At 71.0% G+C, this 25022-nt stretch carries 24 protein-coding genes; 6 read left to right on the top strand and 18 right to left on the bottom strand.

The window, feature by feature from the left end; genetic code table 11:
- Positions 1–126: 126 nt before the first annotated feature.
- Both OHB13_RS34615 and OHB13_RS34610 read right to left on the bottom strand, forming a co-directional pair.
- Complete coding sequence (locus tag OHB13_RS34615) at positions 127–1446, bottom strand: MFS transporter (protein ID WP_328379784.1); 1320 nt, start codon at positions 1444–1446, stop codon at positions 127–129.
- A 131-nt stretch (positions 1447–1577) separates the two neighbouring features.
- Complete coding sequence (locus OHB13_RS34610; RefSeq protein ID WP_328379783.1) at positions 1578–2861, bottom strand: hydroxyacid-oxoacid transhydrogenase; 1284 nt, start codon at positions 2859–2861, stop codon at positions 1578–1580.
- A 296-nt stretch (positions 2862–3157) separates the two neighbouring features.
- Between OHB13_RS34610 and OHB13_RS34605 the strand changes: the two genes are divergently transcribed.
- The 3 genes from OHB13_RS34605 (at position 3158) to OHB13_RS34595 (ending at position 5030) form a co-directional block, all read left to right on the top strand.
- Positions 3158–4006 (top strand): IclR family transcriptional regulator, encoded by an 849-nt coding sequence (locus OHB13_RS34605; RefSeq protein ID WP_328379782.1) that lies wholly within the window; start codon positions 3158–3160, stop codon positions 4004–4006.
- A 105-nt stretch (positions 4007–4111) separates the two neighbouring features.
- Positions 4112–4510: a DUF779 domain-containing protein gene (locus OHB13_RS34600; RefSeq protein ID WP_328379781.1), complete on the top strand. Its 399-nt coding sequence runs from the start codon at positions 4112–4114 to the stop codon at positions 4508–4510.
- 10 nt (positions 4511–4520) lie between these two features.
- Positions 4521–5030, top strand: a complete 510-nt coding sequence (locus OHB13_RS34595; RefSeq protein ID WP_266861927.1) for a GNAT family N-acetyltransferase — start codon at positions 4521–4523, stop codon at positions 5028–5030.
- 26 nt (positions 5031–5056) lie between these two features.
- On the opposite strand, the gene OHB13_RS34590 is transcribed toward OHB13_RS34595, so the two are convergent.
- From OHB13_RS34590 to OHB13_RS34575, 4 genes are all read right to left on the bottom strand, one after another.
- Positions 5057–5251, bottom strand: coding sequence for a hypothetical protein (locus tag OHB13_RS34590; RefSeq protein ID WP_266861929.1), 195 nt, complete (start codon positions 5249–5251; stop codon positions 5057–5059).
- A 127-nt stretch (positions 5252–5378) separates the two neighbouring features.
- Positions 5379–6470, bottom strand: a complete 1092-nt coding sequence (locus OHB13_RS34585) for an acyl-CoA dehydrogenase family protein (protein WP_328379780.1) — start codon at positions 6468–6470, stop codon at positions 5379–5381.
- Positions 6467–7684, bottom strand: a complete 1218-nt coding sequence (locus tag OHB13_RS34580) for an acyl-CoA dehydrogenase family protein (protein ID WP_266861931.1) — start codon at positions 7682–7684, stop codon at positions 6467–6469. Before OHB13_RS34580 ends, OHB13_RS34585 begins: the two co-directional genes overlap by 4 nt.
- On the bottom strand, positions 7681–8649 hold the full coding sequence (locus tag OHB13_RS34575; RefSeq protein WP_266861933.1) for an NADPH:quinone oxidoreductase family protein: 969 nt from the start codon (positions 8647–8649) through the stop codon (positions 7681–7683). The genes OHB13_RS34580 and OHB13_RS34575 overlap by 4 nt, the downstream gene beginning before the upstream one ends.
- Before the next feature lie 142 nt (positions 8650–8791).
- On the opposite strand from OHB13_RS34575, the gene OHB13_RS34570 reads away from it, so the two are divergent.
- A complete protein-coding gene (locus tag OHB13_RS34570; protein WP_328379779.1) occupies positions 8792–9679 on the top strand; it encodes an SDR family oxidoreductase in 888 nt (295 codons plus the stop codon).
- 46 nt (positions 9680–9725) lie between these two features.
- On the opposite strand, the gene OHB13_RS34565 is transcribed toward OHB13_RS34570, so the two are convergent.
- From OHB13_RS34565 to OHB13_RS34530, 8 genes are all read right to left on the bottom strand, one after another.
- On the bottom strand, positions 9726–10559 hold the full coding sequence (locus OHB13_RS34565; protein ID WP_266861937.1) for an enoyl-CoA hydratase/isomerase family protein: 834 nt from the start codon (positions 10557–10559) through the stop codon (positions 9726–9728).
- A gap of 79 nt (positions 10560–10638) precedes the next feature.
- Positions 10639–11370: a PIG-L deacetylase family protein gene (locus tag OHB13_RS34560; protein WP_328379778.1), complete on the bottom strand. Its 732-nt coding sequence runs from the start codon at positions 11368–11370 to the stop codon at positions 10639–10641.
- A gap of 39 nt (positions 11371–11409) precedes the next feature.
- A complete protein-coding gene (locus OHB13_RS34555; RefSeq protein ID WP_328379777.1) occupies positions 11410–12708 on the bottom strand; it encodes an alpha/beta fold hydrolase in 1299 nt (432 codons plus the stop codon).
- A 109-nt stretch (positions 12709–12817) separates the two neighbouring features.
- A complete protein-coding gene (locus OHB13_RS34550; RefSeq protein WP_328379776.1) occupies positions 12818–14251 on the bottom strand; it encodes an L-fucose/L-arabinose isomerase family protein in 1434 nt (477 codons plus the stop codon).
- A gap of 59 nt (positions 14252–14310) precedes the next feature.
- Positions 14311–15438 carry a rhamnose ABC transporter substrate-binding protein gene (rhaS, locus tag OHB13_RS34545; RefSeq protein WP_328379775.1) on the bottom strand — a complete coding sequence of 376 codons (1128 nt, stop codon included), beginning with the start codon at positions 15436–15438 and terminating at the stop codon, positions 14311–14313.
- Positions 15435–16463 carry an ABC transporter permease gene (locus OHB13_RS34540; RefSeq protein WP_328379774.1) on the bottom strand — a complete coding sequence of 343 codons (1029 nt, stop codon included), beginning with the start codon at positions 16461–16463 and terminating at the stop codon, positions 15435–15437. The genes rhaS and OHB13_RS34540 overlap by 4 nt, the downstream gene beginning before the upstream one ends.
- Positions 16460–17485 carry an ABC transporter permease gene (locus OHB13_RS34535; protein ID WP_328379773.1) on the bottom strand — a complete coding sequence of 342 codons (1026 nt, stop codon included), beginning with the start codon at positions 17483–17485 and terminating at the stop codon, positions 16460–16462. The genes OHB13_RS34540 and OHB13_RS34535 overlap by 4 nt, the downstream gene beginning before the upstream one ends.
- Positions 17482–19020: a sugar ABC transporter ATP-binding protein gene (locus OHB13_RS34530; RefSeq protein WP_328379772.1), complete on the bottom strand. Its 1539-nt coding sequence runs from the start codon at positions 19018–19020 to the stop codon at positions 17482–17484. Before OHB13_RS34530 ends, OHB13_RS34535 begins: the two co-directional genes overlap by 4 nt.
- A gap of 337 nt (positions 19021–19357) precedes the next feature.
- Here OHB13_RS34530 and OHB13_RS34525 point away from each other — a divergent pair, with 337 nt between their 5' ends.
- The gene (locus OHB13_RS34525; RefSeq protein WP_266861949.1) at positions 19358–20515 is read left to right on the top strand and encodes an ABC transporter ATP-binding protein; all 1158 of its coding nucleotides are present in this window, start codon (positions 19358–19360) and stop codon (positions 20513–20515) included.
- 86 nt (positions 20516–20601) lie between these two features.
- On the opposite strand, the gene OHB13_RS34520 is transcribed toward OHB13_RS34525, so the two are convergent.
- From OHB13_RS34520 to OHB13_RS34505, 4 genes are all read right to left on the bottom strand, one after another.
- Positions 20602–21552, bottom strand: a complete 951-nt coding sequence (locus tag OHB13_RS34520) for an ABC transporter substrate-binding protein (RefSeq protein ID WP_328380459.1) — start codon at positions 21550–21552, stop codon at positions 20602–20604.
- A complete protein-coding gene (locus OHB13_RS34515) occupies positions 21549–22223 on the bottom strand; it encodes an ABC transporter permease (protein ID WP_328379771.1) in 675 nt (224 codons plus the stop codon). Before OHB13_RS34515 ends, OHB13_RS34520 begins: the two co-directional genes overlap by 4 nt.
- Positions 22220–22891, bottom strand: coding sequence for an ABC transporter permease (locus OHB13_RS34510; RefSeq protein WP_328379770.1), 672 nt, complete (start codon positions 22889–22891; stop codon positions 22220–22222). The genes OHB13_RS34515 and OHB13_RS34510 overlap by 4 nt, the downstream gene beginning before the upstream one ends.
- A 168-nt stretch (positions 22892–23059) precedes the next feature.
- Positions 23060–23785, bottom strand: a complete 726-nt coding sequence (locus OHB13_RS34505) for a pyridoxine/pyridoxamine 5'-phosphate oxidase (protein WP_405755021.1) — start codon at positions 23783–23785, stop codon at positions 23060–23062.
- Between the two features lie 212 nt (positions 23786–23997).
- Here OHB13_RS34505 and OHB13_RS34500 point away from each other — a divergent pair, with 212 nt between their 5' ends.
- Entirely contained in the window at positions 23998–24963 is a 966-nt protein-coding gene (locus OHB13_RS34500; protein WP_328379769.1) for a pirin family protein, read from the top strand.
- Positions 24964–25022: the final 59 nt, after the last annotated feature.

Genomic DNA, 25022 nt, shown 5'->3' with positions numbered 1-25022 from the left:
GGGGTGCCGGAGGGGCGGGACGGGACACGGCGGTCCGACGGAACCCGGCGTCCGGCGGGACACGGCGGTCCGGCGGGACAGAGCGGGGCCGCGGGTCCGGCCCGCCCCTCCCCCGTACCTTGCGGTTCAGCTCTGCAGCACCGGTACCGGCTGCGGTGTCTGCGCGCCGATTCTGCGGCGCAGTACGGCGATGAGGACCACGGACACCAGGCTGAGCGCGGACATGGCCACGATGTAGACGGACATGAGCCACGGCCTGCCGCCGCCGGACGCGAGCAGGCTGGTGAGGATCATCGGGGTGAGCCCGCTCGCGAAGACGCCGGAGACCTGGTAGACGCAGGAGACGCCGCTGTAGCGGACGTTCGCGGGGAACAACTCGGCGTACAGCGCCGCCTGCGGGCCGTACATCGCCCCGTAGAACAGGCCGAGTGTCACGACGAGCACGCCTCCGATGACCAGAGCGGAGCCGGTATCGAAGAGCGCGAACGCCGGGAAGGCGGACAGGCCGAAGAGGACCGTTCCCAGCCCGAAGATCCGCAGCCTCCCGTACCGGTCGGAGATCGCGCCCCACACCGGGATCATGGGGATGCAGACGCCGGCGCCGACCATCACGCCGATCAGCGCGTGGGTCCGCGACACGTTCAGTTCGCCGGTGGTGTACGCGATGGCGAAGACGCCCCAGGTGTTGAAGGCGATCCCTTCCGCCATCCGCGTGCCCATGCCGAGCAGCAGATTGAGCTTCGAGGTGCGCAGCAGCTCGACGATCGGGATCCGGGCCTGGTCCTGCTTCTCCTGTACGGCCTGGAAGGCGGGGGTCTCGTAGACCTGGAGGCGGATGTAGAGCCCGATGACGACGAGCGCGCCGCTGAGCAGGAAGGCGATGCGCCAGCCCCAGTCGAGGAACTGGGCCGTGGACAGGGAGCTGGACAGCAGCGCGTACACACCGGTGCCGAGCATGAGGCCCGCGGGTACGCCGATCTGCGGCCAGCTCCCGTAGTAGCCCTTGCGGCCTTCGGGGGCGTGTTCGACGGACATCAGGACCGCGCCGCCCCACTCACCTCCGACCCCGATGCCCTGGACGATGCGGAGCACGATCAGCAGGACAGGGGCCCAGATGCCGATGCTGTCGAAGGTGGGCAGCAGGCCGATGAGGAACGTACCGGCCCCCATGATGAACATGGTGACGATGAGGGCCGTCTTGCGGCCCACCCGGTCGCCGAAGTGGCCGAAGACCACCCCGCCGAGCGGGCGTGCGACGAAGCCGATGGCGAAGGTCGCGAAGGCCAGGAGCGTGCCGGTGAGGCTGTCGAACCTGGGGAAGAAGAGTTTGTCGAAGACGATTCCGGCGGCAGTCCCGTAGAGGAAGAAGTCGTACCACTCGATCGTCGTGCCGATGGCGCCGGCCAGGGCGACCTTGCTGATCGGCGTCTGCGCTGGTGCGGGCATGGGGATGCCTCCGGGTCGAGGGCGCAGGGGGTCGTGTGCCAGAGGCACCGGGGGACGCGGCACGGGACCGCCGCCCCGCCTGCCGCCCGGCGTGCGGGCGGCAGGCGGACGCGGATGCCGGCCGCGCGCCGTTACCAGTTGCGGAGGGACTCGCGGAAGATCTGTTCCGCCGCTTCGGTGGTCAACGGACGCGGGACCACGCTCAGTTGACGGGACTGCTTCATGGTGCCCGAGACGAGTTCGCCGAGCTGGGCCTCGGAGTAGCCGAAGGCGGAGATGCCGTTGGGCATCCCGATGTCGCGGAGCAGTTCACGCAGCACGCGGGGCAGGGCTTCGGCGCCCTCGTCCGGGTCGACGGGCCGTCCGCCGATCAGCTCGGCGGCCCGCAGATGGCGCTGCGGGTTCGACGGGTAGGTGAAGCGGAAGGCGGCCATGGCGGTGGAGGCGACGGCCTGGCCGTGCGGCACCATCGGCATCTCCGGATAGCCCTGGGCGCGGTAGTTCTCGACGGCGCCGGCGATGGGGTAGGCGTTGGCGTGCGGGATGTGGGTGCCCGCGTTTCCGAAGCCCATGCCGGTGACGGCGGATGCGTACGCCATGCCGTAGCGGGCGGAGAGGTCGTTGCCGTTCATCACGGCCCGGCGCAGGTGGACGCCCACCAGTTCCATGGCCTTCTCGCACCACACGTCGCTGATCGGGTTGGCGCCGCAGAACGCCGCGCGGGCCTTGGCGCTGGGGAAGGCGGGCCGCGCGTCGAAGGAGAGCGCGGTGTAGCTCTCGGCGGCGTGGGTGAGGACGTCCATGCCGCTGGCCGCCGTGACAGCGGCGGGGACGGTCATGCTGGTCAGCGGGTCGACGACGGCGAGCGACGGGCGCAGCCGCGGGTGGCTGATGCCTGCCTTGAGACGCAGGTCCAGGAGGTCGACGACGCAGATGGTGGTGGCTTCCGAGCCGGTACCGGCGGTGGTCGGCACCGCGATCAGGGGTTTGACCGGCAGGGTGGGGACCTTGCCGCCGCCGATCGGTGCGGCGATGTAGTCCATGAGCGTGCCGGGCTGGGTGGTGAGCAGGTTGACCGCCTTGGCGGTGTCCATCGAGGAGCCGCCGCCGACCGCGATGTAGCCGTCCCAGGACCCCGACCTGGCGAATTCGACGGCTTCCCCGATGCTCACGTCCGTCGGCTCGACGGCGACTCCGTCGAAGATCCGGGCGTCGAGTCCGGCGGCCTTCACCGCGTGGGCGACCCGGTCCGGTACGCCGGTCGCGGCGACGCCGGGGTCGGTGATGATCAGGGCGTTGGTGACGCCGAGTGCCTGCAGGTCCTCGCCGATCTCGGCGATGGCGCCGAGCCCGAACTTGAGCGGGGGCGCGGCCCAGGTGAAGACGGACTCGGTGGGGTTGTCGAAGCTGGGCATGAAATCTCCTGGCGTGTGGGGCGTTGCGGCGGGGTGCGGCGGGCCGCTGTCCGCCGGTGGATCCGGGGCCTGAGAAGAATTTTGGAAGGACATCCACATTGTGGAGTGCCGTCACGCTAGGACGTCCCCGTGCGGCCGGTCAATGCCCATGACAGGAAATCCTCTTCCGCCCGGCGCCCAGTCCGCTCCCCGCACACCGCCCTGACCTGCACCGGCGAAACTCCCGCGGCGTGCCCGTCGACGGCACCGGTAGGCTGCACGAAAATTGTGGCCAGAGCCGAAAGGACCAACACCAGGTGACTGCCGGCACTCCTCCCGGACGACAGGACCCGGCCGAACGGTCGGCCAAGACCCCTGACGCGCGTGCGGGCACCCAGGCCATCGACCGGGCGATGGCTGTCCTGCGGCTGCTCATCGAGGCGGACGGGGACGTCCAGGTCACCGAGATCATCCAGCGCCTCGGACTGACCCCCGGCACCGCCCACCGGGTCGTGGGAGCCCTGGCGGCCGAGGGGTTCCTCAGCCGCAATCCCGTGACGGACGGTTACTACCTGGGCAGCACGGCCATACTGCTGGGGCAGGCGGCCCAGCGCGCCCTTGGCACCGACCGGGCCCTCCCACTGCTCCAGCAACTCAACGCAGAGACCAACGAGTCGGTGAATCTCGCGGTGCGGGACGGCGAGGAGTCCGTCGTGGTCATGCGCGTCCCCTCACCGCTGCCGCTCCGTTTCGAGCAGCACCCCGGCGCCCACTTCCCCCTGTACTCCACGGCGTCGGGCAAGGCGCTGATGAGCTTCGCGGAGCACCCCGGGGACTATCTCAGCTCGCTGCCGGCCGAACTGCGCGCCGTCACGGCGCACACCATCGGAAGCCGGGAGCGGTTCGCCGAGGAGCTGGAGCTGACCCGCGAGCGGGGGTACAGCATCGACAACGAGGAGAACGTCGAGGGCGTGCGCTGCATCGGCGCCCCGGTGCTGGACGCCCGGGGCTACGCGCACGCGGCCGTGGTGGTCCAGGTCCCGTCCGTCCGGCTGCCGGACACCCGGATCCGTGAACTGGCCCCGCGCGTGGTGGAGATCGCCACGGAGGTGGCCCGTGTCGTCCCGTCCGACCGCACCATGCGGCCGAGCCGGGGTACGTACTGAGGCAGCCGGGGCGTTCCGTGCAACCTCCTCGCAACGTTGCGGGGAGTTGACTGGGCGGAGCCTGGCCGCCCGATGAGCCGGCCGAGCGACAACCGGGAGAGTGCGATGTCCGACGCCCCGCGGGTGGAGTTCACCCCCGCCGCCGCCGATCTGATCCGCCGGCTGCGCGGGATCCACGGCCCGCTGATGTTCCATCAGTCGGGCGGCTGCTGCGACGGCAGCGCGCCCATGTGCTACCAGGCCGGGGAGTTCCGTACCGGAGGCTCGGACATCCTCCTGGAGTCGCTCGCCGTGGAGGGCGTGGCCGAGCCCGTCCCGTTCTGGATCTCGGCGAGTCAGCAGGAGGTGTGGGCGCACACCCGGCTGATCCTCGACGTCGTGGCGGGACGGGGCGGCGGCTTCTCGCTGGAGGCCCCGGAGGGCGTCAGGTTCCTCATCCGGTCCCGGCTGATCCGGCGGGCGGACCCGATTCTCGGTTGCGACGGCCCCGGCCCCCAGTCGTAAGCTGCCGGACATGATGACGTTGGAGCGGCTGCGAGCCGGTCATGCGGATGCCCTGCTGGCCTTCGAACGGGAGAACCGGACGTACTTCACACGGTTCATATCGGACCGCGGGGACGCGTACTTCGCCGGGTTCGCCGACGAGCTCCGCGCCCGGCTCGCCGAACAGGACGCCGGCGTGTGCCACTTCCATGTCATCGTGGACGACCACGGCGAGTTGGCCGGCCGCGTCAATCTCGTGGACGTCGAGGAGGGGGCCGCCGTACTCGGCTACCGGATCGGCGAGCGCGCCGCGGGCCGGGGCATGGCGACGGCCGCGGTCGACGAGGTGTGCCGCCTCGCTGCCGATGTGTACGGGCTGTCCGCACTCAGCGCGGTCGTCACCCTCGACAACCCGGCGTCCACGGCCGTGCTCCGGCACAACGGATTCACCGCGGTGGCAGACGCCAGAATCGGTGAACGCCCCGCCACCCGTTACCGGCGCCGCCTCACACCGGGCGAGGGTCACCCGCCGTCGGCCTGATCACCCGGCCGAGGCCCCGGAGGCGGTCAGGGCTTGATGTTGGCGACCATGTCCGCGGTGCCCGTGACCCCTTGCTGGATGGTCGGGGCGAGGCTGGTGCTGGCCAGCATGAAGCCGAGAAGAGCACAGACGATCGCATGGGAGAGCTTGAGTCCGCCGCCGCGGAGGAAGATCCCCGCGAGGACAACAAGCAGCAGCACAAGTGAGATCGAGATGGCCATGGTCGTCCTCCTCCGCCACACCGGGTATGCGGCATTCGGCCGTAAGTGTGGCGGAGGAGACACCCGTTTCCGGCATAAGACCTGTAAGCCGTACGGGTGTTGACTCGCTGTAACGGTCGGGCTCCGGCTACCGCGGCCCCGCCAGGTCGGCCAGCTCCGCCAGCGCCTCCCGGTGCATCCCCGCCGAACCGAGCGCCACCGCATCGGACTTGGCGCGCTTGAGGTAGAGATGCGCGGGGTGCTCCCACGTCATGCCGATACCGCCGTGCAGCTGGATGCACTCCTCGGCGGCGTGCACCGCGACGCGGCTGCAGTACGCCTGAGCGACCGAGACAGCGAGCGCCTTCTCGCTGCTGTCGGTGGCGAGCGCGTCGGCCGCGTTGCGTGCGGCGGCGCGGGCGGAGACGATCTCCAGCCAGAGCTGCGCCATCCGGTGCTTGAGCGCCTGGAACCCGCCGACGGGCCGGTTGAACTGGTGTCGTTCGCGCGTGTACCGGACGGTCTCCTCCAGGCACCACTCGGCGAGCCCCAGCTGCTCCGACGCGAGCAGCCCGGCCCCGGCGAGCAGCCCCCGGTGCAGGGCCACCCGTGAATCCTCGGGCCCGGCAAGGAGGTTGCCCTGCGCACCGTCCAAAGTGACGGTGGCCGGCGGGCGGGTGAGGTCGAGCGGGACCAGCGGCTCGACGGTGACGCCGGGGTCGCGCGCCCCTACCGCGTACAGCCCGTCGGCCGTGGGGACGAGCAGCACCTGCGCCGCCGCCGCGTCGGCGACCGCGCTCACCGTGCCGGTCAGGCCGGGGAGCACGGGCACGGAACCGGGCGCCGTGGTCAGCGGCACCGCGAGCACCGCGACGCACTCTCCGGAGGCGAGGGTCGCGAGCAGTTCGGTGGCCGCGGTGTTTCCGGCACCGAGGCCGGTGAGCACCTCCGTGGCCACGACCGAACTGGTCAGGTACGGCACCGGGGCGACGCTGCGCCCCAGCTCCTCCAGCACCACGGCGGCCTCGCGGTGCGTGGCGCCCTGGCCGCCCGACTTCTCGGGTACGAGCAGCCCCGCCAGCCCCATCTCCGCGGCCAGGGCGGGCCACAGCTGGAGGTCGCCCGGCGTGCCGGACTCCACAGCGGCCAGCAGCTCCGGTGCGCCGCAGCGGTCCGTGAGCAGGGAGCGGACGGCGGAGCGCAGGTCGTCCTCGGTCTCGGAGTACAGGAGGTCGGTCATCGGGCCAGGTCCTTCCAGGCGGCGTCCTTGTCGTTGCGTGGCTCCGAAGGCAGCCCGAGCACCCGCTCGGCGACGATGTTGAGCAGCACCTCGCTGGTACCGCCCTCGATGGAGTTCCCCTTGGAGCGCAGATAGCGGTAGCCGGCGTCGCGCCCGGTGAAGTCGACCAGTTCGGGACGGCTCATCGTCCAGTCGCTGTACAGCAGCCCTTCCTCGCCGAGGAGTTCGACTTCGAGGCCGCTGATCTCCTGGTTGAGGCGGGCGAAGGTGAGCTTCATCCCGGAGCCCTCGGGTCCTGGCTGGCCCGCGACGAGCTGCTGGCGCAGCCTCTCGCCGGTGAGACGGGCGACCTCGGCCTCCACCCAGAGGGCGAGAAGGCGCTGGTGGAGATCGTGCGTGCGCAGTTCGGGCCGCTCGCGCCAGGTCTTCACGACCGGGCCGATCATGCCGCCCTCGCGCGGGATCCGGGAGCCGCCGATGGAGACCCGCTCGTTCATCAGCGTGGTCTGGGCGACCTTCCAGCCGTCGCCCACCGGGCCGAGCCGGTGGGTGTCGGGGATCCGTACCCCGGTGAGGAACACCTCGTTGAACTCGGCCTCGCCGGTGATCTGGCGCAGCGGCCGTACCTCGACCCCCGGGTCGGTCATGTCGCAGATGAAGTAGGTGATCCCCCGGTGCTTGGGTACGTCGGGGTCGGTGCGGGCGATGAGGATGGCCCAGCGGGCGAGATGGGCGCTGGACGTCCAGACCTTCTGCCCGGTGACGGTCCAGTGGTCGCCGTCGCGCACGGCCCGGGTCGCCAGCGCCGCGAGGTCGGAACCGGCGCCCGGCTCGCTGAAGAGCTGGCACCACACCTCGTCGCCGACCCAGAGGGGGCGCAGGAAGCGGCGCTTCTGCTCGTCCGTGCCGTAGCGCAGGATCGTCGGCGCGGCCATGCCGAGGCCGATGCCGATCCGGCGCGGGTCGTTGTCGGGCGCCCCGGCGGCCTCCAGCTCGGCGTCCACGACGGACTGGAGCGAGCGCGGTGTGCCGAGACCGCCGAGCCCGGCCGGGTAGTGCACCCAGGCGAGCCCGGCGTCGAACCGGGCGCGCAGGAAGTCGGTACGGCCGGTGGACGCCGGAGGGTGGGCCGCGAGCAGTTCGCGGGTACGCAGCCGCAGCGCTTCGGCGTCCGGCTGCGCGGTGTTGTCGGGCTGCGGGCTGTTCTCCGTCATCGGGCCGCCCCTTCCGGGACGATCACGACGCGGCCGGTGGTGACGCCGTCGGCGACCCGCTGGACCGCGGCAGCCGCGTCCTTGAGCGCGACCCGCTCGGAGACCAGCGGTTTGACGGTTCCCTCGGCGGCGAGCGCGGTCAGCTCGGCATGGCAGCGCCCGATCGACGCAGGCTCTTTCTGCGCGTACAGGCCCCAGTGCAGGCCCATGATCGTGTAGTTCTTCACCAGTGCGTGGTTGAGCGCAGGGGTCGGGATGGTGCCGCCGGCGAATCCGACGACCACGATCCGGCCCTCGAAGGCCACGCACTTCGCGGACTTGGTGTACGCGTCGCCGCCGACCGGGTCGTAGACGACGTCCGCGCCCCTGCCCGCGGTGAACTCCTTGACCTTGGCGACGATGTCGTCGGCGCGCCGGTCGATGACCAGGTCGCACCCCAGCTCCGCGGCGATGCGGGCCTTCTCCGGGCCGCCGGCCACGCCGATGACCGTGGCCCCGGCTGCTTTGCCCAGCTGTACGGCGGCGCTGCCGACGCCGCCCGCCGCCGCGTGCACGAGCAGCGTCTCGCCGCTCTGGAGACGCGCGCGGCGGTGCAGGCCGAACCAGCCCGTCTGGTAGCCGATGTGCATCGCGGCGGCCTCGGCGTCGTCCAGGGCGGGGGGCGCCGGGAGAACGGCGGCCTCGTCGACGACGACGTACTCGGCGAAACCGCCGTGCGGGAGCGCCGGGTTGGCGATCACCCTGCGTCCGTCGGCGGTCTCGCCGCAGACCTCCACGCCGGGGGTGAAGGGCAGCGGCGGGCGTACCTGGTACTCGCCCCGGCAGAGCAGCGCATCGGGGAAGTTGATGTTGGCCGCCAGGACTTTCAGCTTGAGCTGACCCGGGCCTGCCTGCGGTTCCGCGACCTCGTCGAGGCGCATGACCTCTCCGGGCTCGCCGTTCTCGTGCACTCGCCATGCCTGCATCAGGGGCCTCCATACACCATAGGCTGTACTGCGCTCAGCGCATACTAAGCGGTCGCTTGCCTCGCTGTGAACCGTCCCCGCCGACCGGTTCCGCGCCGCCGCCCCTCTGGAGGTTTCAGGGCGTACGGGGTATCGATGCCCCATGACGGACGACAGGTACCCGGGACTGCCCGCTCCTCCCCCGCCCGGCGTGACCGCACTGCCGCCGGGCACCTATGCGGAGAGCACGGTGATGGTGACGGGTGGTGGTTCGGGGCTCGGGAAGGCGATGGCCGCGGAGTTCGCGCGGCTCGGCGCCTCGCTGGTCATCGTCGGACGCGACGCGGGACGGCTGGAGAGGGCGCGGGACGAGCTGGCAGCGCTGGGCGGGCGCGTGGTGAGCGCCGTGTGCGACATCAGAGAGCCGGAACAGGTGGCCGGGGCGTTCGACGCGGCCGAGTCGGCTGCCGGACTGCCCGGTGTGCTGGTGAACAGCGCGGCGGCCAACTTCCCCGTCCCGGCCGAGGACATGTCGCCGAACGCCTGGCGCGCCGTGCTCGACACCACCCTCACCGGCACCTGGTTCATGACACGTGAGTTCGGCCGCAGGCACCTGGCGGCCCGGACCGGCGGATCGGTGATCAATGTGGGCGCTTCCTACGCCTGGACCGGTGGCCCGGGATTCGCGCACTCCGCCGCCGCCAAGGCCGGAGTGAAGAACCTGGTCGAGACCCTGGCGGTCGAGTGGGGACCGTACGGCATCCAGGTGAACGGCCTGGTGCCCGGACTCTTCCCGCACGCGGACCTGCCCGGGGCAATCCGCGGCCACCTCGACAGCGCCGACGACAAGGCCGTACGCCAGCCGGCCCTGCGGGTCGGGCAGCCCCACGAGCTGGGCTGGGCCGCGACCTTCCTGGCCTCGCCGTACGCACGCTTCATCTCCGGGCACACCCTGGTCGTGGACGGCGCGAACTGGCAGCGGCGGGGGCTGGTCGGCGCCCCGGTGGTGCCGGTGCGCGAACAGCTCGGACGGGACCCGTTCACCCCGTGAAGCACCGGTGGGCCTCCCCTTGACCGACACTGATGCGGACGAGCGCCTAACGGCCCTCGAATCCGGGCCGGCGGCGGGCCGCTCCGGCCGCGTACCCCTCCCGGACGTCCTCGGAGGTCAGCGTGAGAGCGGCGGACATGGCCGTACGGTCCAGGGCGGATGCGAGGCCCGCGTCCGCGAACGCGTCGATGTCGCGCTTCACGGCGCGGACCGCGAGCGGCGCGTTGGCCGCGATCTCGGCCGCGACCTCCCGTGCCGCGGTGTCCAGTTGCGCCCGCTCCACGACCAGTTGGACGAGCCCGAGGCGTTCGGCGGTGCCGACGTCGATACGACGCCCGGTCAGCGCCAGGAACTTGGCCCAGCCCGCCCCGGCCTCCCGGGCGATCCGCAGATCCCCGCCCGCGTCGACGGCCACCCCCAGCTGCGCCTCCGGGAGCGCGAACACCGCGTCGTCGGCCGCGACCCTGATGTCCGCCAGCAGGGCCAGCTCGAATCCGAAGCCGAGGCAGTACCCCTGCACGGCCGCGACCACCGGCTGCGGGAGCCCCGCGAACACCGCGAACCGCTCGTGCACCCAGCGGATCCCCTCGTAGTACCGCTGGGTCCGCTCGGCCGGGGAGCGTCCGGTGATCGCGCCACCGGGGGCCGTCACGTCGATGCCCGCGCAGAAGGCCCGCCCGTCCGCGCGCAGCAGCACGGCCCGGACCGCCGGGTCGAAACGGATCCGGTCGGCCAGCAGCCCCAGCTGGCGGCTCGACTCCCAGCTCCAGCCGTTGAGCCGCTCGGGGCAGCAGAGCGTGAGGACCGCCACCCCGTCATCGACCCGCAGCGTGATGCGCTCCTCGCCGTCCGGGATGTCCGTGCTCAGTGTGTCGATCATCCGCACCCCCTGGGCCTTGCCCCGCCCCACCCGGCCCGGGACGCCATAACTGACGGCCCATCAGACTAGGGGGTGCGGTTCAGCGGGGGAAGAGCTCGAAGGTGACCGCGGGCCTGCCGCCGAACCGTGCGGCCGCCGCCGTGGCGTTCCCGGTCAGGAAGGTACGGCAGTACGTCTCGGGGTCCTCGTCGGTCAGCGCCTCGATATAGGTGCGGTGTTCGAGCAGGGAACGCACCGAACGCTCAAGACCACCGGTCACGTCCACCGCGTGCGTCGGTGAGGACGATCCGGCGACCGCCACCCAGCGCACACCGTTCCACGGCTGGAGCCCCCGCGCGGCAAGCTCGGGGAAGATCCAGCGGTTCCCCGCGTCGCCGGTCGCGTCCAGCACTGCCCGGCCGACCGCCACATGGTCCGGCGTGTTCCAGGCGACACCGCCCCAGGTGTCCCGGTGGTTGAGCGTGATGACCAGCTCGGGACGGTGTCCGCGGATGGCGGCCGCGATGTCCCGGCGCAGCCCCGGGCCGTACTCGATCACTCCGTCGTGGTGGTCCAGGAACTCGACCGACCGCACGCCGACGACCGCGGCGCTCGCCCGCTGCTCCCGCTCGCGCAGCGGGCCGCACCGGGCGGGCTCGACGCCGTCGATGCCCGCCTCGCCGCGCGTGGCGAGGAGATACGAGATCTCACGCCCCTCGTCCGTCCACCCCGCGACGGCGGCGGCGCAGCCGTACTCCAGGTCGTCGGGGTGGGCGACGACGGCGAGTGCGCGCTCCCACTGGTCGGGCATGGGCTCCAGCTGCTCGGTCATGACCGCATGATCGCCCACCCGGCCGTCGGCGGCAACGCCTCAGACCTCGCCCCGGACCAGCGCGAGCAGCCGGTCGAGCACCCGCGGCCCGCCGGCCCTGACCCCGTCGTGCTCGAACTCGTCGGTGACCCAGGTGCGCAGCCCGCGGATGGCCCGCGCGGTGCGCAGCGCGTGTTCCGTGTCGACGTACATGTCGTCGTGGTAGACGGCGGCGGCGACCGGCACCTCGTTCGCCGCGAGCCGGTCCCTGTCGTACAGCCGGGGCCAGTCCGTACGGGCGGCGAGCAGCTCGGCGGTCTCGCGCAGCGGGCGAAGGGCCGGGTCCACCTCGAAGTGCCAGGGGTGCACGGACTCGCCGGTGAAGGGCAGCGGAGCGTCACCGGCGAGGGCCCGCTCGGCGTCGAAGGCGGGGAATTCGGCGCGCACCCGCTCGGCCGACCAGTCGGTGGGGCGGCTGTCCTGGCCGTAGATCGCCTCGTGGACGAGCGCGTACAGCGGGTGCGCGGCGAAGGAGAGCGCGGCGTGCACCCGCTCCTGGAAGGAGTCCGAGAGCTGCGGGCCCTGCGGGGTCTCGACGAAGGCGTCCTCCAGAAGGTAGTGCAGGGCGTGGCTGCCGTCGCCGCCGCCCAGCGCGATGCCCAGGGACTGGAAGGCCTCGACGGTGAGGGTGTAGCCGCTGTTCAGCACCGGGCGGTTGGCGCGCAGGAAGGCGGCGATGCGGCGGGCGTTGGCGACGTCCTGCGGGTAGCGGGCGTAGTGGGCGGCCGTCTTGCGGGCGATCCGCGGGTAGGCGGCCCGGTAGACGTCGTCGGCGTGCCCGTCGAGCGTGGGGAGCCCGCCGGTGATCAGCGCAGCGGCGAGACCCTCGGGCGCCGCGGAGAGGTAGCGGACGGCGCAGAACCCGCCGAAGCTCTGGCCGAGTACGGTCCACGGCGCACCGCCGGTGAGCCGCGGGCGGACGATCTCGCAGTCCCGGACGATGGAGTCGGAGCGGAAGTGCGTCAGATAGCCGGCCTGCTCGGCGGGGCCGCCGCGCAGCGGAAGCGTCTGGCGGTTGACGGGTGTGGAGGATCCGGTGCCGCGCTGGTCGAGCAGCAGCACCCGGAACTCCCGCACGGCGCGCCCCAGCCAGGCCTGCTTGCCGTGGAACCGGTTCGCGCCGAATCCGGGCCCGCCCTGGAGGTAGACCAGCCACGGGAGTCCGGCGTCCTCCTTGCCGGATGCGACGACCTCGCGGGCGTACAGCTCGATCTGCTCCCCGTCCGGCCGCTCGTGGTCCAGGGGGACCTGGAACCGGTGATCGGTGAGGACGAGGCCGGGCTGGTGGTAACGGGTCATCGGTGCTCCTGATCGGACGTGCGGCACCCTTCGGACGTGCGGCACCCTCATGATCCACCATGTCCGGCGGTCGGTGTCGGGCGGTCGGCCGACTGCGTCGGGCGGGCTGTCAGGCGGTGACCTCCACCAGTTCCGGGCCGCCGAGACCGGCCAGCGCCCGCAGGTCGGGCAGCAGCCGCCCGGTGGCGAGCGCCCAGTGGTGCCCGACACCGCTCGCGCTCCAGAGGTCGGTCCACTCCCCCGGGTCCACCCCGAAGTCGACCCGGGACGTGGTGTTCCCGATCTTCAGCCGTGGACCGCCGACGACCTCGCCCTCGGCGGCGACGATCCGGTAGCGGCCGTCCCGGGTCTGCCCGAGTCCGACCAGGGTGACCGGACCGTGCCGGACGTCGAACTCGACGGAGACACCCCAGCCGCGCTTCCCGTGGAACACCCCGAGACCGCGCAGCAGCGGGCGTCCTTCGCTGAGGGCTGGATGACCCGGGCCGTCGTGGCCCATCTCGACCACACCGGCCCGGAAGTCCAGCGCCTGGAGTTCGGTGAAGGAGCCTCCGGCGCCGAGCCGGTCGGCGATCAGCATGGCCAGCGATGTGCGCAGTTCGTACTCGCCGCAGGCCGGTATCCCGCGCGCGGTCAGCAGCGAGGCGCCCAGGATGAGCCCGGCGCCCAGCCGTTCGTGGATGTCGCCGTCTAGGCCACGGTGGTAATACGCGAGCGAGTCGAGGTCGAAGTCGGCGACGAGCCGGTCGAGCCCCGCGGAGACCCTGGCCGCCCAGAGCAGGTCGTCGGTTGCGACGGATGGATCGATGTCGAAGAGCCGCCGGGTCTCGGCGAGTCTCGCCTCGGTCTCGTCGTCACCGGCCTGCGCGACCCGTACCCGCAGGTCGTCGATCTCCAGCACCTCGACATGTCCGCCGAGGCTGCCCGGGACCATGGTGAGGTCGGTGGACACGTCGTACATCCCCGGATAGAGGTGTCCCAGCAGTCCGTGCCGGCCGTGGCGCAGCACGGCCCGCACACCGGCCGCGCGGACCCAGCGGCCGATCCGCTCCCAGGCCCGCTCGTCCTCCAGGTGACCGGAGACCGAGCGGAACTCCACCCCCACCCGCTCGAAGGTGTTGGCCATCTCGGGGAGCGGACAGGCGCCGCAGTACGCGAGCCAGTCACCGGTACCGAAGGAGTCGTGGTCCATCGACTCGGTGGGCTGGAGGTTGACGAGCAGGACGGGAGCACCGCTGCGCCGGGCCACCGGGACCAGCATGGTGGCGGTCAGATACGTCGCGAGGAAACAGACGATGAGGTCGCATCCCGCGGCACGCAGCCGCTCGGCCGCTTCCGCGCCCTCCTGGGCGTCGGAGACGAACCCGGCGTCCACCACCTCCGCGTCGAGCCCGCGCAGCCGCTCCGCCACCCTGGCCGCGGAGCGGCGCAACTGCGGGAGCAGTTCAGGGAACTGCGGCCAGTACGCGCCGAGCCCGCCCGATACGAGTCCGACCTTGGGCCTGCGGGCGACGGCGGGTGTCCGTGCGGTCCTGGCGGTCATGGTGTCCAGTGCTCCCGTCCTGTCCGTGCTGCGTGCGCTGTGTGCTCGGGTTGCGGGGCTCAGAAGTTGAACCGGTCGATGTTCGCCTTGTCGAAGACGGTGGGCGGGCCGAGGATGACCTCGCCGTCCTTCCCGACGGTGTAGTCACCCAGGTCACCGGCCTTGAACTTCTCGCCCTCCGCCCCGGTGATCTGCCCGGAGGCGAGCGCCGCCGCCGCGTACGACGCGAGCTTGCCGAGCTTCTTGGGGTCCCAGAGCGCGAACTGCGCGACGGTGCCGTCCTTGACGTACTTGCGCATCTGATTGGGCGTACCCAGACCGTTCACGACGACCTTCCCCTTGTAGGAGGAGGCACTGATGTACCGGGCGGCCGCGGCGATACCGACGGTCGTGGGCGAGATGATGCCCTTCAGCTTCGGGTACGCCTTGAGCAGCCCCTGCGTCTCCTGGAAGGACTTCTGGTCGTCGTCGTCCCCGTAGGCGACCTTCACGAGCTTCATGTTCTTGTACGCCGGTTTCTTCAGCTCGTCCTTCATGTACGAGATCCAGGTGTTCTGGTTCGTCGCGTTCTGGGTGGCCGAGAGGATCGCGATCTGGCCCTTGTAGTGCAGCTGTTCGGCGATGTGCTGGATCTGGGTGCGGCCGATCTGTTCGGAACTGGCCTGGTTGATAAAGATCTGCCGGCAGTCCTTGGCGGTGTCCGAGTCGTACGCGACGACCTTGATGTTCTGCTTCATGGCCTGTTTGAGCGGGCCGCACACCGCGTTGGGGTCGTTGGCCGCGATGAGGATGGCGTTCTGCCGCTGCTGGGTCAGGGTGTTGATGTACGAGACCTGGGAGGACGCCTTGGCGTCGGACGGGCCGACCTCCTTGCCGCTGGAGCCGAACCCCTTGGCGGCGGCGATCCCCGCGTTGTCGACGATCTGCTCGTACGGGTTGTTGATCTGCTTCGGCAGGAAGGCCAGTTTGAGCCCCTTCTTCAGCGGGGCGTCCGGGTTGGCCTTCTGACCGCTCTCGGCCGGCTTGTCGTCGTTCTTCACCGAGTTCTTGGTGGTTCCCGAGCAGCCCGCGAGAGCGAGGGAACAGACCACGGCGGTGACCGCGAGCGCGCGGATGCGTGGCCCCGTGCTGCGGGCTTCCGGGGCAAGAGCTTTCCGGGCAAGGGGGTTCGCGACAAGGGACTTCATGATGTGGAGGGCCTCTCAAGTCGTGTCTGGTCGGGGAGTTGGCCGGGGGTGAGTTGGTCGGGGGTGCTGCGCCGTTCCGATACCGCGCTGATGACGCGCGGAGTGAGGACGGACGCGATGAGCAGCAGGCCGGTGACGATCACCTGGACCTCGTTGGACACATCGTTGAGGGTGAGCAGATTGCCGAGCAGTCCGATCAGCAGGACCCCGGCGACCGCGCCGCCGAGCGTTCCCTTTCCGCCGTCGAAGTCGACTCCGCCGAGCAGGACCGAGGCGATGACGGTGAGTTCGAGGCCGATGCCGTTGTCGGCGCGTGCGCTTCCGTAGCGCAGCGTGTAGACGATCCCGGCGAACGAGGCGACGAGTCCGGACACCGCGAACAGGGCGATCTTGATGCGCTTGACGCGGATGCCCGCGAAGTACGCCGCGTCCTCCTGGGCGCCGATGGCGAAGAGCGAGCGGCCGAACCCCGTGCAGTGCAGCACCACGGCCGTGATCACGGCGAACACGATGAACAGGGCGACCGGGTACGGCACGAACGTGCCGGGCACCGTCCTGGTGTAGGCCGCCCACTTCGCGTACGCGTCGGGGAAGTCGGCGACGGCCTTGTCCCCCAGGACCACGGACGCCAGTCCCCGGTAGAGGGTGAGCGTCCCGATGGTCACGGCCAGCGAGGGCAGTCCGATCCGGGTGACCAGCCAGCCGTTCAGCACACCGCCCGCCGCACCCACCAACAGACAGACGGGAACGATCAGTTCGAAGGTCCAGCCCGCGTCCCACAGGGCCCCGGCCAGGGCGCTGGAGAGCCCGAGCATCGACGCCACCGAGAGGTCCACCTGTCCGGCGACGACCAGCAGTGTCATCGGCAGGGCGATCAGGGCGATCTCCGCGGTGTCGTCCAGCGCGGCGGAGAGGTTGGAGGTGTCGGCGAAGCCGTCGGTGGTGCCCGCCCCCGCCAGGAAGACGGCGACCAGGAGCACGGTGACGACGGTGTCCCAGCGCACGTACTTGGTGAGAGTGGTCATCGCCTGCTCCTCTTCCGCAGGGCACTGGTGGTGCGCACCTGCACGATGCGGTCGGTGGTGATGGCCGCCAGCAGCAGCACGCCGGTGATGGCCTGCTGCCAGAAGGAGTCGACCTTCAGCACGACCAGGGCGCTGCCGATGGTGGTGAGCAGCAGCGCGCCGAGCGCCGCTCCCCAGACCGCGCCGGTGCCGCCGGTGATGGCGACACCGCCGACGACGACGGCGCTGACCACGGTGAGCTCCCAGCCGTTGGCCGCGTCCGCGACGACGGTGCCGAAGCGGGCGAGCCAGAGCGCCCCGGCGAATCCGGCGACCGCACCGGAGAAGGCGTACGCGCCGAGGATCCGGCGGCGGACCGGAATGCCCGCGAGCCGGGCGGCCTCGGGGCTGGAGCCGATGGCGTACAGCTCGCGTCCGCTGCGGTAGCTCCGCAGGTAGTACGCGGTCCCGGCGAGGACGGCCGCGGAGATCAGCGGCAGATAGGGGATGCCGAGGACGCTGCCGGTGCCGAGCGAAAGCACGCCGTCGGGGACGTTGACGGCGTTGATCTGCTCGCCGTGCGCCCAGGCCTGGTCGACGCCCTGGACGACGTACAGCATGCCGAGCGTGACGACCAGCGCGGGCACCCGTCCGAAGCTGACGAGCGCTCCGCTGACGAGGCCGCAGACCACACCGAGCCCGAGCCCCAGCAGGACGACGGTGACGGCGCTGTGGTCGGTGCCGGACACGAAGTGGCCGCAGGCGAAGGCCGTAAGACCGGTGACCGAGCCGACCGAGAGGTCGATGTTGCGGGTGATGACGACGACGGACTGGCCGACGGCGAGCAGGACCAGGATCGAGGAGTTGAGCAGCAGGTCCTTGATGCCCTGGTCGTCGAGGAAGCCGTGGTTGGTGAGCCAGGTGCAGAGGATGAGCAGCACCAGCGCGCCGCCGATGCTCAGTTCGCGGGCGCGGAAGACGGCGTCGAGCAGGGAGCGCGCGGAGTCCGGTGCGGGCAGAGGCTTGTCGAGCGTGGTGGTCATGCCGCCGCGTCCTCCTCGGTACCGCTGCGTCCCGCCGCCGCGGCCATCACCGACTCCTCGGTGGCGCCGGAGCGGGGGATTTCGGCCACCAGCCGCCCTTCACGCATGACCAGCACCCGGTCCGCCATGCCCAGGACCTCCGGCAGATCGGACGAGACCATCAGGACGGCGAGCCCTTCGGCGGCGAGCCCGGAGAGCAGCCGGTGGACCTCGGCCTTGGTGCCCACGTCGATACCGCGGGTGGGTTCGTCGATGATGAGCACATCGGGTTCGGTGGCCAGCCACTTGGCGAGGACGACCTTCTGCTGGTTGCCGCCGGAGAGCACTCCGACGCCGGCGCCGAGCCTGCTGTACTTGAGCTGGAGCCGTACCGCCCAGTCAGCGGCCCGCGCGGTCTCCAGCCTCCGGCGCACCAGGCCCGCGCGGCCGAGGCTGCCGAGTCCGGTGAGGCCGATGTTGCGCTCGATCGACATCTCCATGACGAGACCGCGCTGGCGCCGGTCCTCCGGGACGAGGGCGATCCCGGCGTCCATCGCCGCGGTGGGTGAACCGGGGGGCAGCCGCCGCCCGTTCACCGTCACCTCGCCCGCGTCCGCCCGGTCGACACCGAAGACCGCTTGGACGACCTCGCTGCGCCCGGCGCCGACGAGCCCGGCGAGCGCGACGATCTCGCCGCGGCGCACGTCGAAGCTGATGTCCCGGAAGACGCCTTCGCGGGTCAGCCTGCTGACGGACAGGGCGGTCTCACCGAGCGCGGCCGGCTGCTTGGGGTAGAGCTCGCCGAGGTCACGTCCCACCATCCGGCGTACGAGGTCGTCCTCGGCCAGTCCGTCGAGGAGCTCGGTGGCGACCAGCCGCCCGTCGCGCAGGGTGGTGACGCGCCGGCAGAGCCGGAACATCTCCTCAAGACGGTGCGAGATGAAGAGCACCGCTGCTCCCTCGCCGCGCAGCGTCTCGACCACCGCGAAGAGCCGGGCCGCCTCGCTCCCGGTGAGGGCGGCGGTCGGCTCGTCCATGATCAGGACCCGGGCGTCGAAGGAGAGTGCCTTGGCGATCTCGACGATCTGCTGGTCCGCGATGGACAGTCCGCGTGCGGGCCGTGCGGGGTCGAGTGCCACGCCGAGCCTGCGCATCAGCGCGGCGGTCGCCTCGTGCACGGCCCTGCGGTCGATACGGCGCAGCGCCCGGCGCGGCTGACGGCCCATGAAGATGTTCTCGGCGATGGACAGATCGGGGAAGAGCGTCGGCTCCTGGTAGATGACGGCGACACCCGCGTCGCGGGCGTCGGCCGGTCCATGGAACTCGACGGGTTCGCCGTCCAGCAGAATCCGGCCTGCGTCGGCTCTGTGCACGCCGGCGAGGATCTTGATGAGGGTGGACTTGCCCGCCCCGTTCTCCCCCGCGAGGGCGTGAGCCTCACCGGCGAACAGGTGCAGGGAGACGTCCTGGAGGGCCCGAACCGCGCCGAAGGACTTGGAGACGTCCTCCAGCGCGAGCACGGGAGCAGGGCCCGCGCCCGGGTCGGACTGGGTCATGGAAGCTCCTCGGTGGCTGAGGGTACGCGCCTCGAACACATGAAAGGTTTCAACTCGATTGCACGGAAGCTAGGGGCGCCGTTCGCCCCACGTCAATGGGCGTGCAGCAGAAAATTTCGCCGCGCCTGACAGCTTGGGCCACCCATGGAATCCGCCCTGGACAAACAACCGCCCCCTCGGGATACTGAAACGATTCATCGCTCGTTTCAGTATCTCGACCAACCCTCCCGGTTCACCGGATGTGGCCCCGCCGGTGGCCATCACGCGCCCAGGGGCGCCCGTTCCCCGCAGGTGCCGCTGGTGAGCGCGGTGCGGCCCCGGCGGTTAGCGTTGATCCATGATCGAGTTCGAGCAGGTCGGCAAGGTCTACCCGGACGGCACGGCGGCTGTGGACGATCTGTCGTTCGAGGTCGCGGAGGGCGAACTGGTGACCCTCGTCGGCCCGTCGGGCTGCGGCAAGACGACCACGATGATGATGGTGAACCGGCTCATCGAACCGACCTCCGGCCGGATCCTGGTGGACGGCAAGGACATCTCCGGCATCGACCCGGTCCGGCTGCGGCGCGGAATCGGCTACGTCATCCAGCAGGTGGGCCTCTTCCCGCACCGCACGGTCCTCGACAACACGGCCACCGTGCCGGCCCTGGTCGGCTGGAAGAAGGCCAGGGCCAGGGAGCGCGCCGCCGAACTCCTCGATCTGGTCGGACTCGACCCCGGTACCTACGGGTCGCGGTACCCGTCGCAGCTGTCCGGGGGCCAGCGGCAGCGGGTCGGGGTTGCCAGGGCGCTCGCCGCCGATCCGCCCGTCCTGCTGATGGACGAACCGTTCGGCGCGGTCGACCCCGTGGTGCGCGAGCGGCTGCAGAACGAGTTCCTCAAGCTCCAGGCGACGGTGCACAAGACGGTGCTGATGGTGACCCATGACATCGAGGAAGCCGTGCGGATGGGTGACCGGATCGCGGTGTACGGGGAGGGGCGCATCGAGCAGTTCGACACCCCGGGAGCGGTGCTCGGTACGCCGGCGACTCCCTACGTGGCCGAGTTCGTGGGCGCCGACCGCGGGCTGAAACGGCTCTCCGTCACCCGGATCGAGACGGACGACCTGGAACAGCCGCCCGTGGCCCGTCTCGACGAGACGGCCGGGACGGTTGCCGGACGCCTGCGCGCCGATGGGGCGCGGTGGGCCGTGGTCCTGCGGCAGGACGGCGGGCTGCACGGCTGGGTGGCCACCGACTCGCTCCTGGGGGCGAGCGGCGCGGTGGGACCGCTGGCCCGCCGGATGGAGGCCTGGGTTCCGGTGGGGGCGCCGCTGAAGCAGGCGTTCAGCGAGATGCTGCAGCACGACGCCGGGTGGGTGGCGGTGCTGGACGGGGACCGGTTCCTCGGTGTGCTGACTCCGGCCAAACTGCACGAGGCGCTGCGGCGCTCGGTGGACGCGGACGCGCACGGGCTCACGCGGGACGAGGTGGAATTCACCTCCATCGCAGACGTGTGAGCGCGCTGACGGTTACGCAGCTGTGAGGCGGTGCGGCTGACTGTGCGGCGGTGCGGCTAACGTGCGGCGGCGCGGCGGCGGGCCGTTCAGAGCAGGTGCTTCGAGCGCAGGTAGTTCCTGGCGACGTCCTCGGGCAGCCGCCGCCAGCTGTCCACCTGCTCATTGAGCGACGCCAGGTCCTTGGTGGTCAGTACGGCGTTGAGCCGGTCGAGCGCGCCGGTGACACCGCGGCTCCCTGCGCGGGACCGGTTGACGACGGGCACGATGCAGTCGGCGTTCTGCAGGTGCTTGTCGTCCCGGAGGATGACGAGGCCGAAGGCGCCGAGGGTGGCGTCCGTGGTCGTCGTCAGCACCATCTGGTCCTGCCCGTTCTGCACCGCCTGTTTGGCCGGGGTGGTGCCGACGCCCTTGGGGTCGATCCCGGTGATGCGGATGCCGTACGTCTTCTTCAGCCCGGGCTCGCAGTAAGGACGCTGGACGCATTCGTCACCGGCGGCGAGCCTCACCGGGAGTCCGGACTTCCCCAGATCGCTGAGGGTCTTCAGATGGTGCCGTGCGGCATAGGCCGCGGTGACCGCGTAGGCGTTCTGGTCGACGGCCCGTCCCGGATTCAGGACCGTGAGACCGCGCGGTGTCGCCAGGCCGCGCAGAGCCTTCATGGTGGCCCTGCGGTCGGGCGATCCGGCGGGCGGCGCCCCTGAGCCCTTCACCTTGGTGTTCAGCCAGTCGGCGAAGGTGGCGGCGTACTCCGGCACGACGTCGATCTGTCCGCTCTCCAGGGCCGGTTCGTAGAGTTCCCTGTTGGTCACGGACAGGATGCCGGTGCGGTATCCGGCCCGGTGCAGCAGCAGCGCGTACATCTGGGCGAGCAGATCGCTCTCGGTGAAGCCCGCGGTGCCGATGGTCAGCTGCTTGCTGTCGCCGGGCGGCGCCGTGACCGTTCCGCGGTTCTCCAGTGCGGGGCCGGTGGTGCAGGCCGTGACTGTGAGCAGGAGCGATCCCAGCAGCAGCCGGGTTCCGGCCCGGCGCGCCCTCACTCCGTACTGCCTCTCGCCCACGCGGGCGCCAGCCGCTGGCCGACCACGAACACCGCCTCCACCAGCAGCGCGAAAACGGCTACCAGCAGCGCGCCCGCCACCACCTGCGGCGTGGAGGCGAGATTGAAACCGGCGGTGATGATCCGTCCGAGACCGCCACCGCCGGCGAGCGCCGCGAGGGTGGCCGTGGCGACCAGCTGTACGGCGGCGATCCGCATCCCGGTGAGGATCAAAGGCGACGCAAGCGGCAGTTCCACGTGAAACAGCAGTTGTCGCCCTGTCATGCCCATCCCCCGGGCCGCACTGACCACGTCCTGGTCGACCTCGCGCATCCCGACATAGGCGTTGGTGAGCAGCGGCGGTACGGCGAAGAGCACCAGCGCGATAATGGTCGGCCATTCACCGTGCATACCGAGCGGCGTGAGCAGCAGCAGGACGAGCACGGCGAAGGTGGGGACGGCACGTCCGACGTTGGAGATGTTGACGGCGAGCGCGCCTCCTTTGCCGATGTGACCGAGCACCACGGCGACCGGCAGCGCGATCAGGCAGCTCAGCGCGAGGCAGACGACGGTGAGGAAGATGTGCTGGGTGATCCGGTGGGTGATTCCGTCGCTGCCGGACCAGTTGGCCGGGCTGGTGAGCCAGGACCAGGCGGAGGAGAGCGTGTTCATACGCGGGTCCATGGTGTGAGCAGCCGTTGCACACCGAGGAGTACGAGGTCGGCGGCGACGGCGATGAGCACGCAGAGCACGGAGGCTGTCAGCACCTGGGCCTTGAAGTAGCTGTTCATCCCGCTGTAGATGAGGTTGCCGAGACCGCCGTATCCGACGATGGCGCCCACGGTGACGAGTGAGACGGCCGAGACGGTCGCGATACGCAGTCCCGCCATCGCGGCGGGGAGCGACAGCGGCAGCTCGACGGCGAGCAGCAGCCGGATCGGCCCGTATCCCATGCCCCGGGCGGCCTGCCGCGTCTCCTCGGGCACGGCGCGCAGCCCGGCGAGGATGTTCCGCACCAGCAGGGTGAGCGAGTAGAGGACGAGCCCGGCGATCACCAGCGAGGCGGAGAGCCCGTACACCGGCAGGAGCAGCGAGAACATCGCGAGGGACGGGATCGTGTAGAGCACGGTGGTGATCCCGAGCGCCGGACCTGCGGCCCACCGCCAGCGGCGCGCCGCTACGGCGAGGGGGACGGCGAGCAGCAGCCCGACCAGCACGGAGACGGCCGTCAGCTGGACGTGCTGGAGGGCCGCGTCCCACAGGATGGACTTGCGGGTCGACAGATACGCACCACAGATCCACTCATTGCGCGCGAGGCAGTCGTGCGGAGGCGCGGTCATCCGTCCATTGGAGTCCGACGCCGGGGGCGGTGCCCGCCCTGATGGCCCGTTCGGGTGTGCGGAGCGGGACGGTCAGGAGCCCGGGACACCCGGGGCCGTAATCCGTCCGGGGCGTCCGGGGCGTCCGGGGCGTCCGGGGCCAGGATGAACGCGGTTCTCAGCGACCTGTCAGGGCCACAGCAGGCACTTGTCCCATCCCTCCCCGTTCCGGTGGTAGTTGAGCCGGGTGTGCCGGCGGTCGCCGTCCCCCTGCCAGAACTCGACGCTCTCAGGGCGCAGTGCGTAAAGCGTCCACTCCGGCGGGACGAGCCCCGGTTCGCGGCCGACCCGTTCCAGCGACTGACGGGTCGCCTCGTCCCGCTCCACCAGGTCCTGGAGCGGCCTGCTCTGCAGACCGAGCAGCGCCTCGGCACGGGCCGCCGGGGAGCGCGCGAGGAAGTCCGCCGCGCTCCGCTCGGCGGACTCGCCGGCCACCGGGCCCCGTACCCGTACCTGCCGCGCCTGGAGGGGCCAGTAGAAGGTGAGCGCGGCGCGCCCGCGTCCGGCCAGCTCCCGGCCCTTCGGACTCTCGCCGTGCACGGCGAACTTCCAGCCGTTCGCGTCCAGGCCCTTGAGGATCAGCACACGCGCGGCGGGATCCCCCTGGGCGTCCACGGTGGAGAGGGTCATCGCGTGCGGTTCGGGAACGCCTGCTGCCACTGCCCCCAGAAGCCATTCGGTGAAGAGCGCAGTGGGATCCGCCGGGGCGGCGCCCGGGTCGAACTCGGGCAGTTCCCCCGACAGGACGTCCAGGCCCCGGAGCAGCTCACGCAGCGCGTCCGCAGGCAGACTGCCCGCTCCCGATACGTCCGTGCCGCCGGCCTCCGCCGCTGTATCCGCGAGGTGCTGACCCACTGTCTCTCCATCCGTCCGCGTAGCCGTGCATTTAGTTCCGTAATTGAACATAACGCTGCCGGCGGTGGTTTCGCACGCCCTTGGCCACGAAGCCGCAACTCTCGTGCCGAGCAGATCACTTGCGGTCGCGCCGGAGCGTACTTGCGGCCGCCTTCGCGTCCAGAGGTGTCATCGGATGTGCGGCGCCCCGCCCCGGGTCTAGGTTGGGCAGCATGAGCAATCTCGATCGCCAGGCGACCCTCTCCGTCTGCGGCGGCCGCGGCTTCGTCCCGGGCGAGCCGGTCCGCGAACTTCTCAGCCCACGCAAGGTGAAACTCGGCGAATCGACCGAGGTACGCCGACTGCTGCCCAATCTCGGCCGCCGCATGATCGGCGCCTGGGCCTTCGTGGACCACTACGGACCCGACGACATCGCCGGCGAACCCGGAATGCAGATCCCGCCGCACCCCCACATGGGCCTCCAGACGGTGAGCTGGCTGCACGAGGGGGAAGTGCTGCACCGGGACAGCACGGGCAGCCTGCAGACCGTGCGCCCGGGCGAGCTGGGACTCATGACGTCGGGCCGGGCGATCAGCCACTCGGAGGAGAGCCCCGCCAAGCACGCCCGCTATCTGCACGGCGCGCAGCTCTGGGTCGCACTGCCCGGAGCCCACCGCACGGTCGAGCCGCACTTCCAGCACCACGCGAACCTGCCGACCGTGCAGGCCCCGGGTCTCACGGCAACGGTCATTCTGGGCGAACTCGACGGCACCCTCTCCCCCGGCACGACGTACAGCCCGCTGGTCGGCGCCGACCTGGCCCTCGCCGCGGGAACGGAGGCGGCCCTGCCACTGGATCCGGACTTCGAGTACGCGGTCCTGGCGATGTCGGGCGAGGCCTCCGTGGACGGCGTACCGGTCCAGCCCGGCTCGATGCTCTATCTCGGCTGCGGACGCAGGGAACTGCCGTTGCGCGCTGTCTCGGACGCGGGCCTGATGCTGCTGGGCGGCGAGCCGTTCGCGGAGGAGATCGTCATGTGGTGGAACTTCATCGGCCGCTCCAACGACGAGATCACACAGGCCCGTTCGGACTGGGAGGAGGGCACCCGCTTCGGTGAGGTCAAGGGCTACGACGGCGATCGGCTGACCGCCCCCGAACTGCCCCCCGTGGCCCTGAAGCCGCGAGGTCGGGTGCGTTGACCTGCACACATTCCGAACCTCGGACCGAAAAAGAGCGCCGAACACCGACTCCGGCGACA

The sequence above is a fragment of the Streptomyces sp. NBC_00440 genome, from assembly GCF_036014215.1.
In the GTDB taxonomy this organism is placed as follows: Bacteria; Actinomycetota; Actinomycetes; order Streptomycetales; family Streptomycetaceae; genus Streptomyces.
Note: the sequence above shows the minus strand (reverse complement) of the source record. Positions and strands in the feature narration are given on the sequence as shown.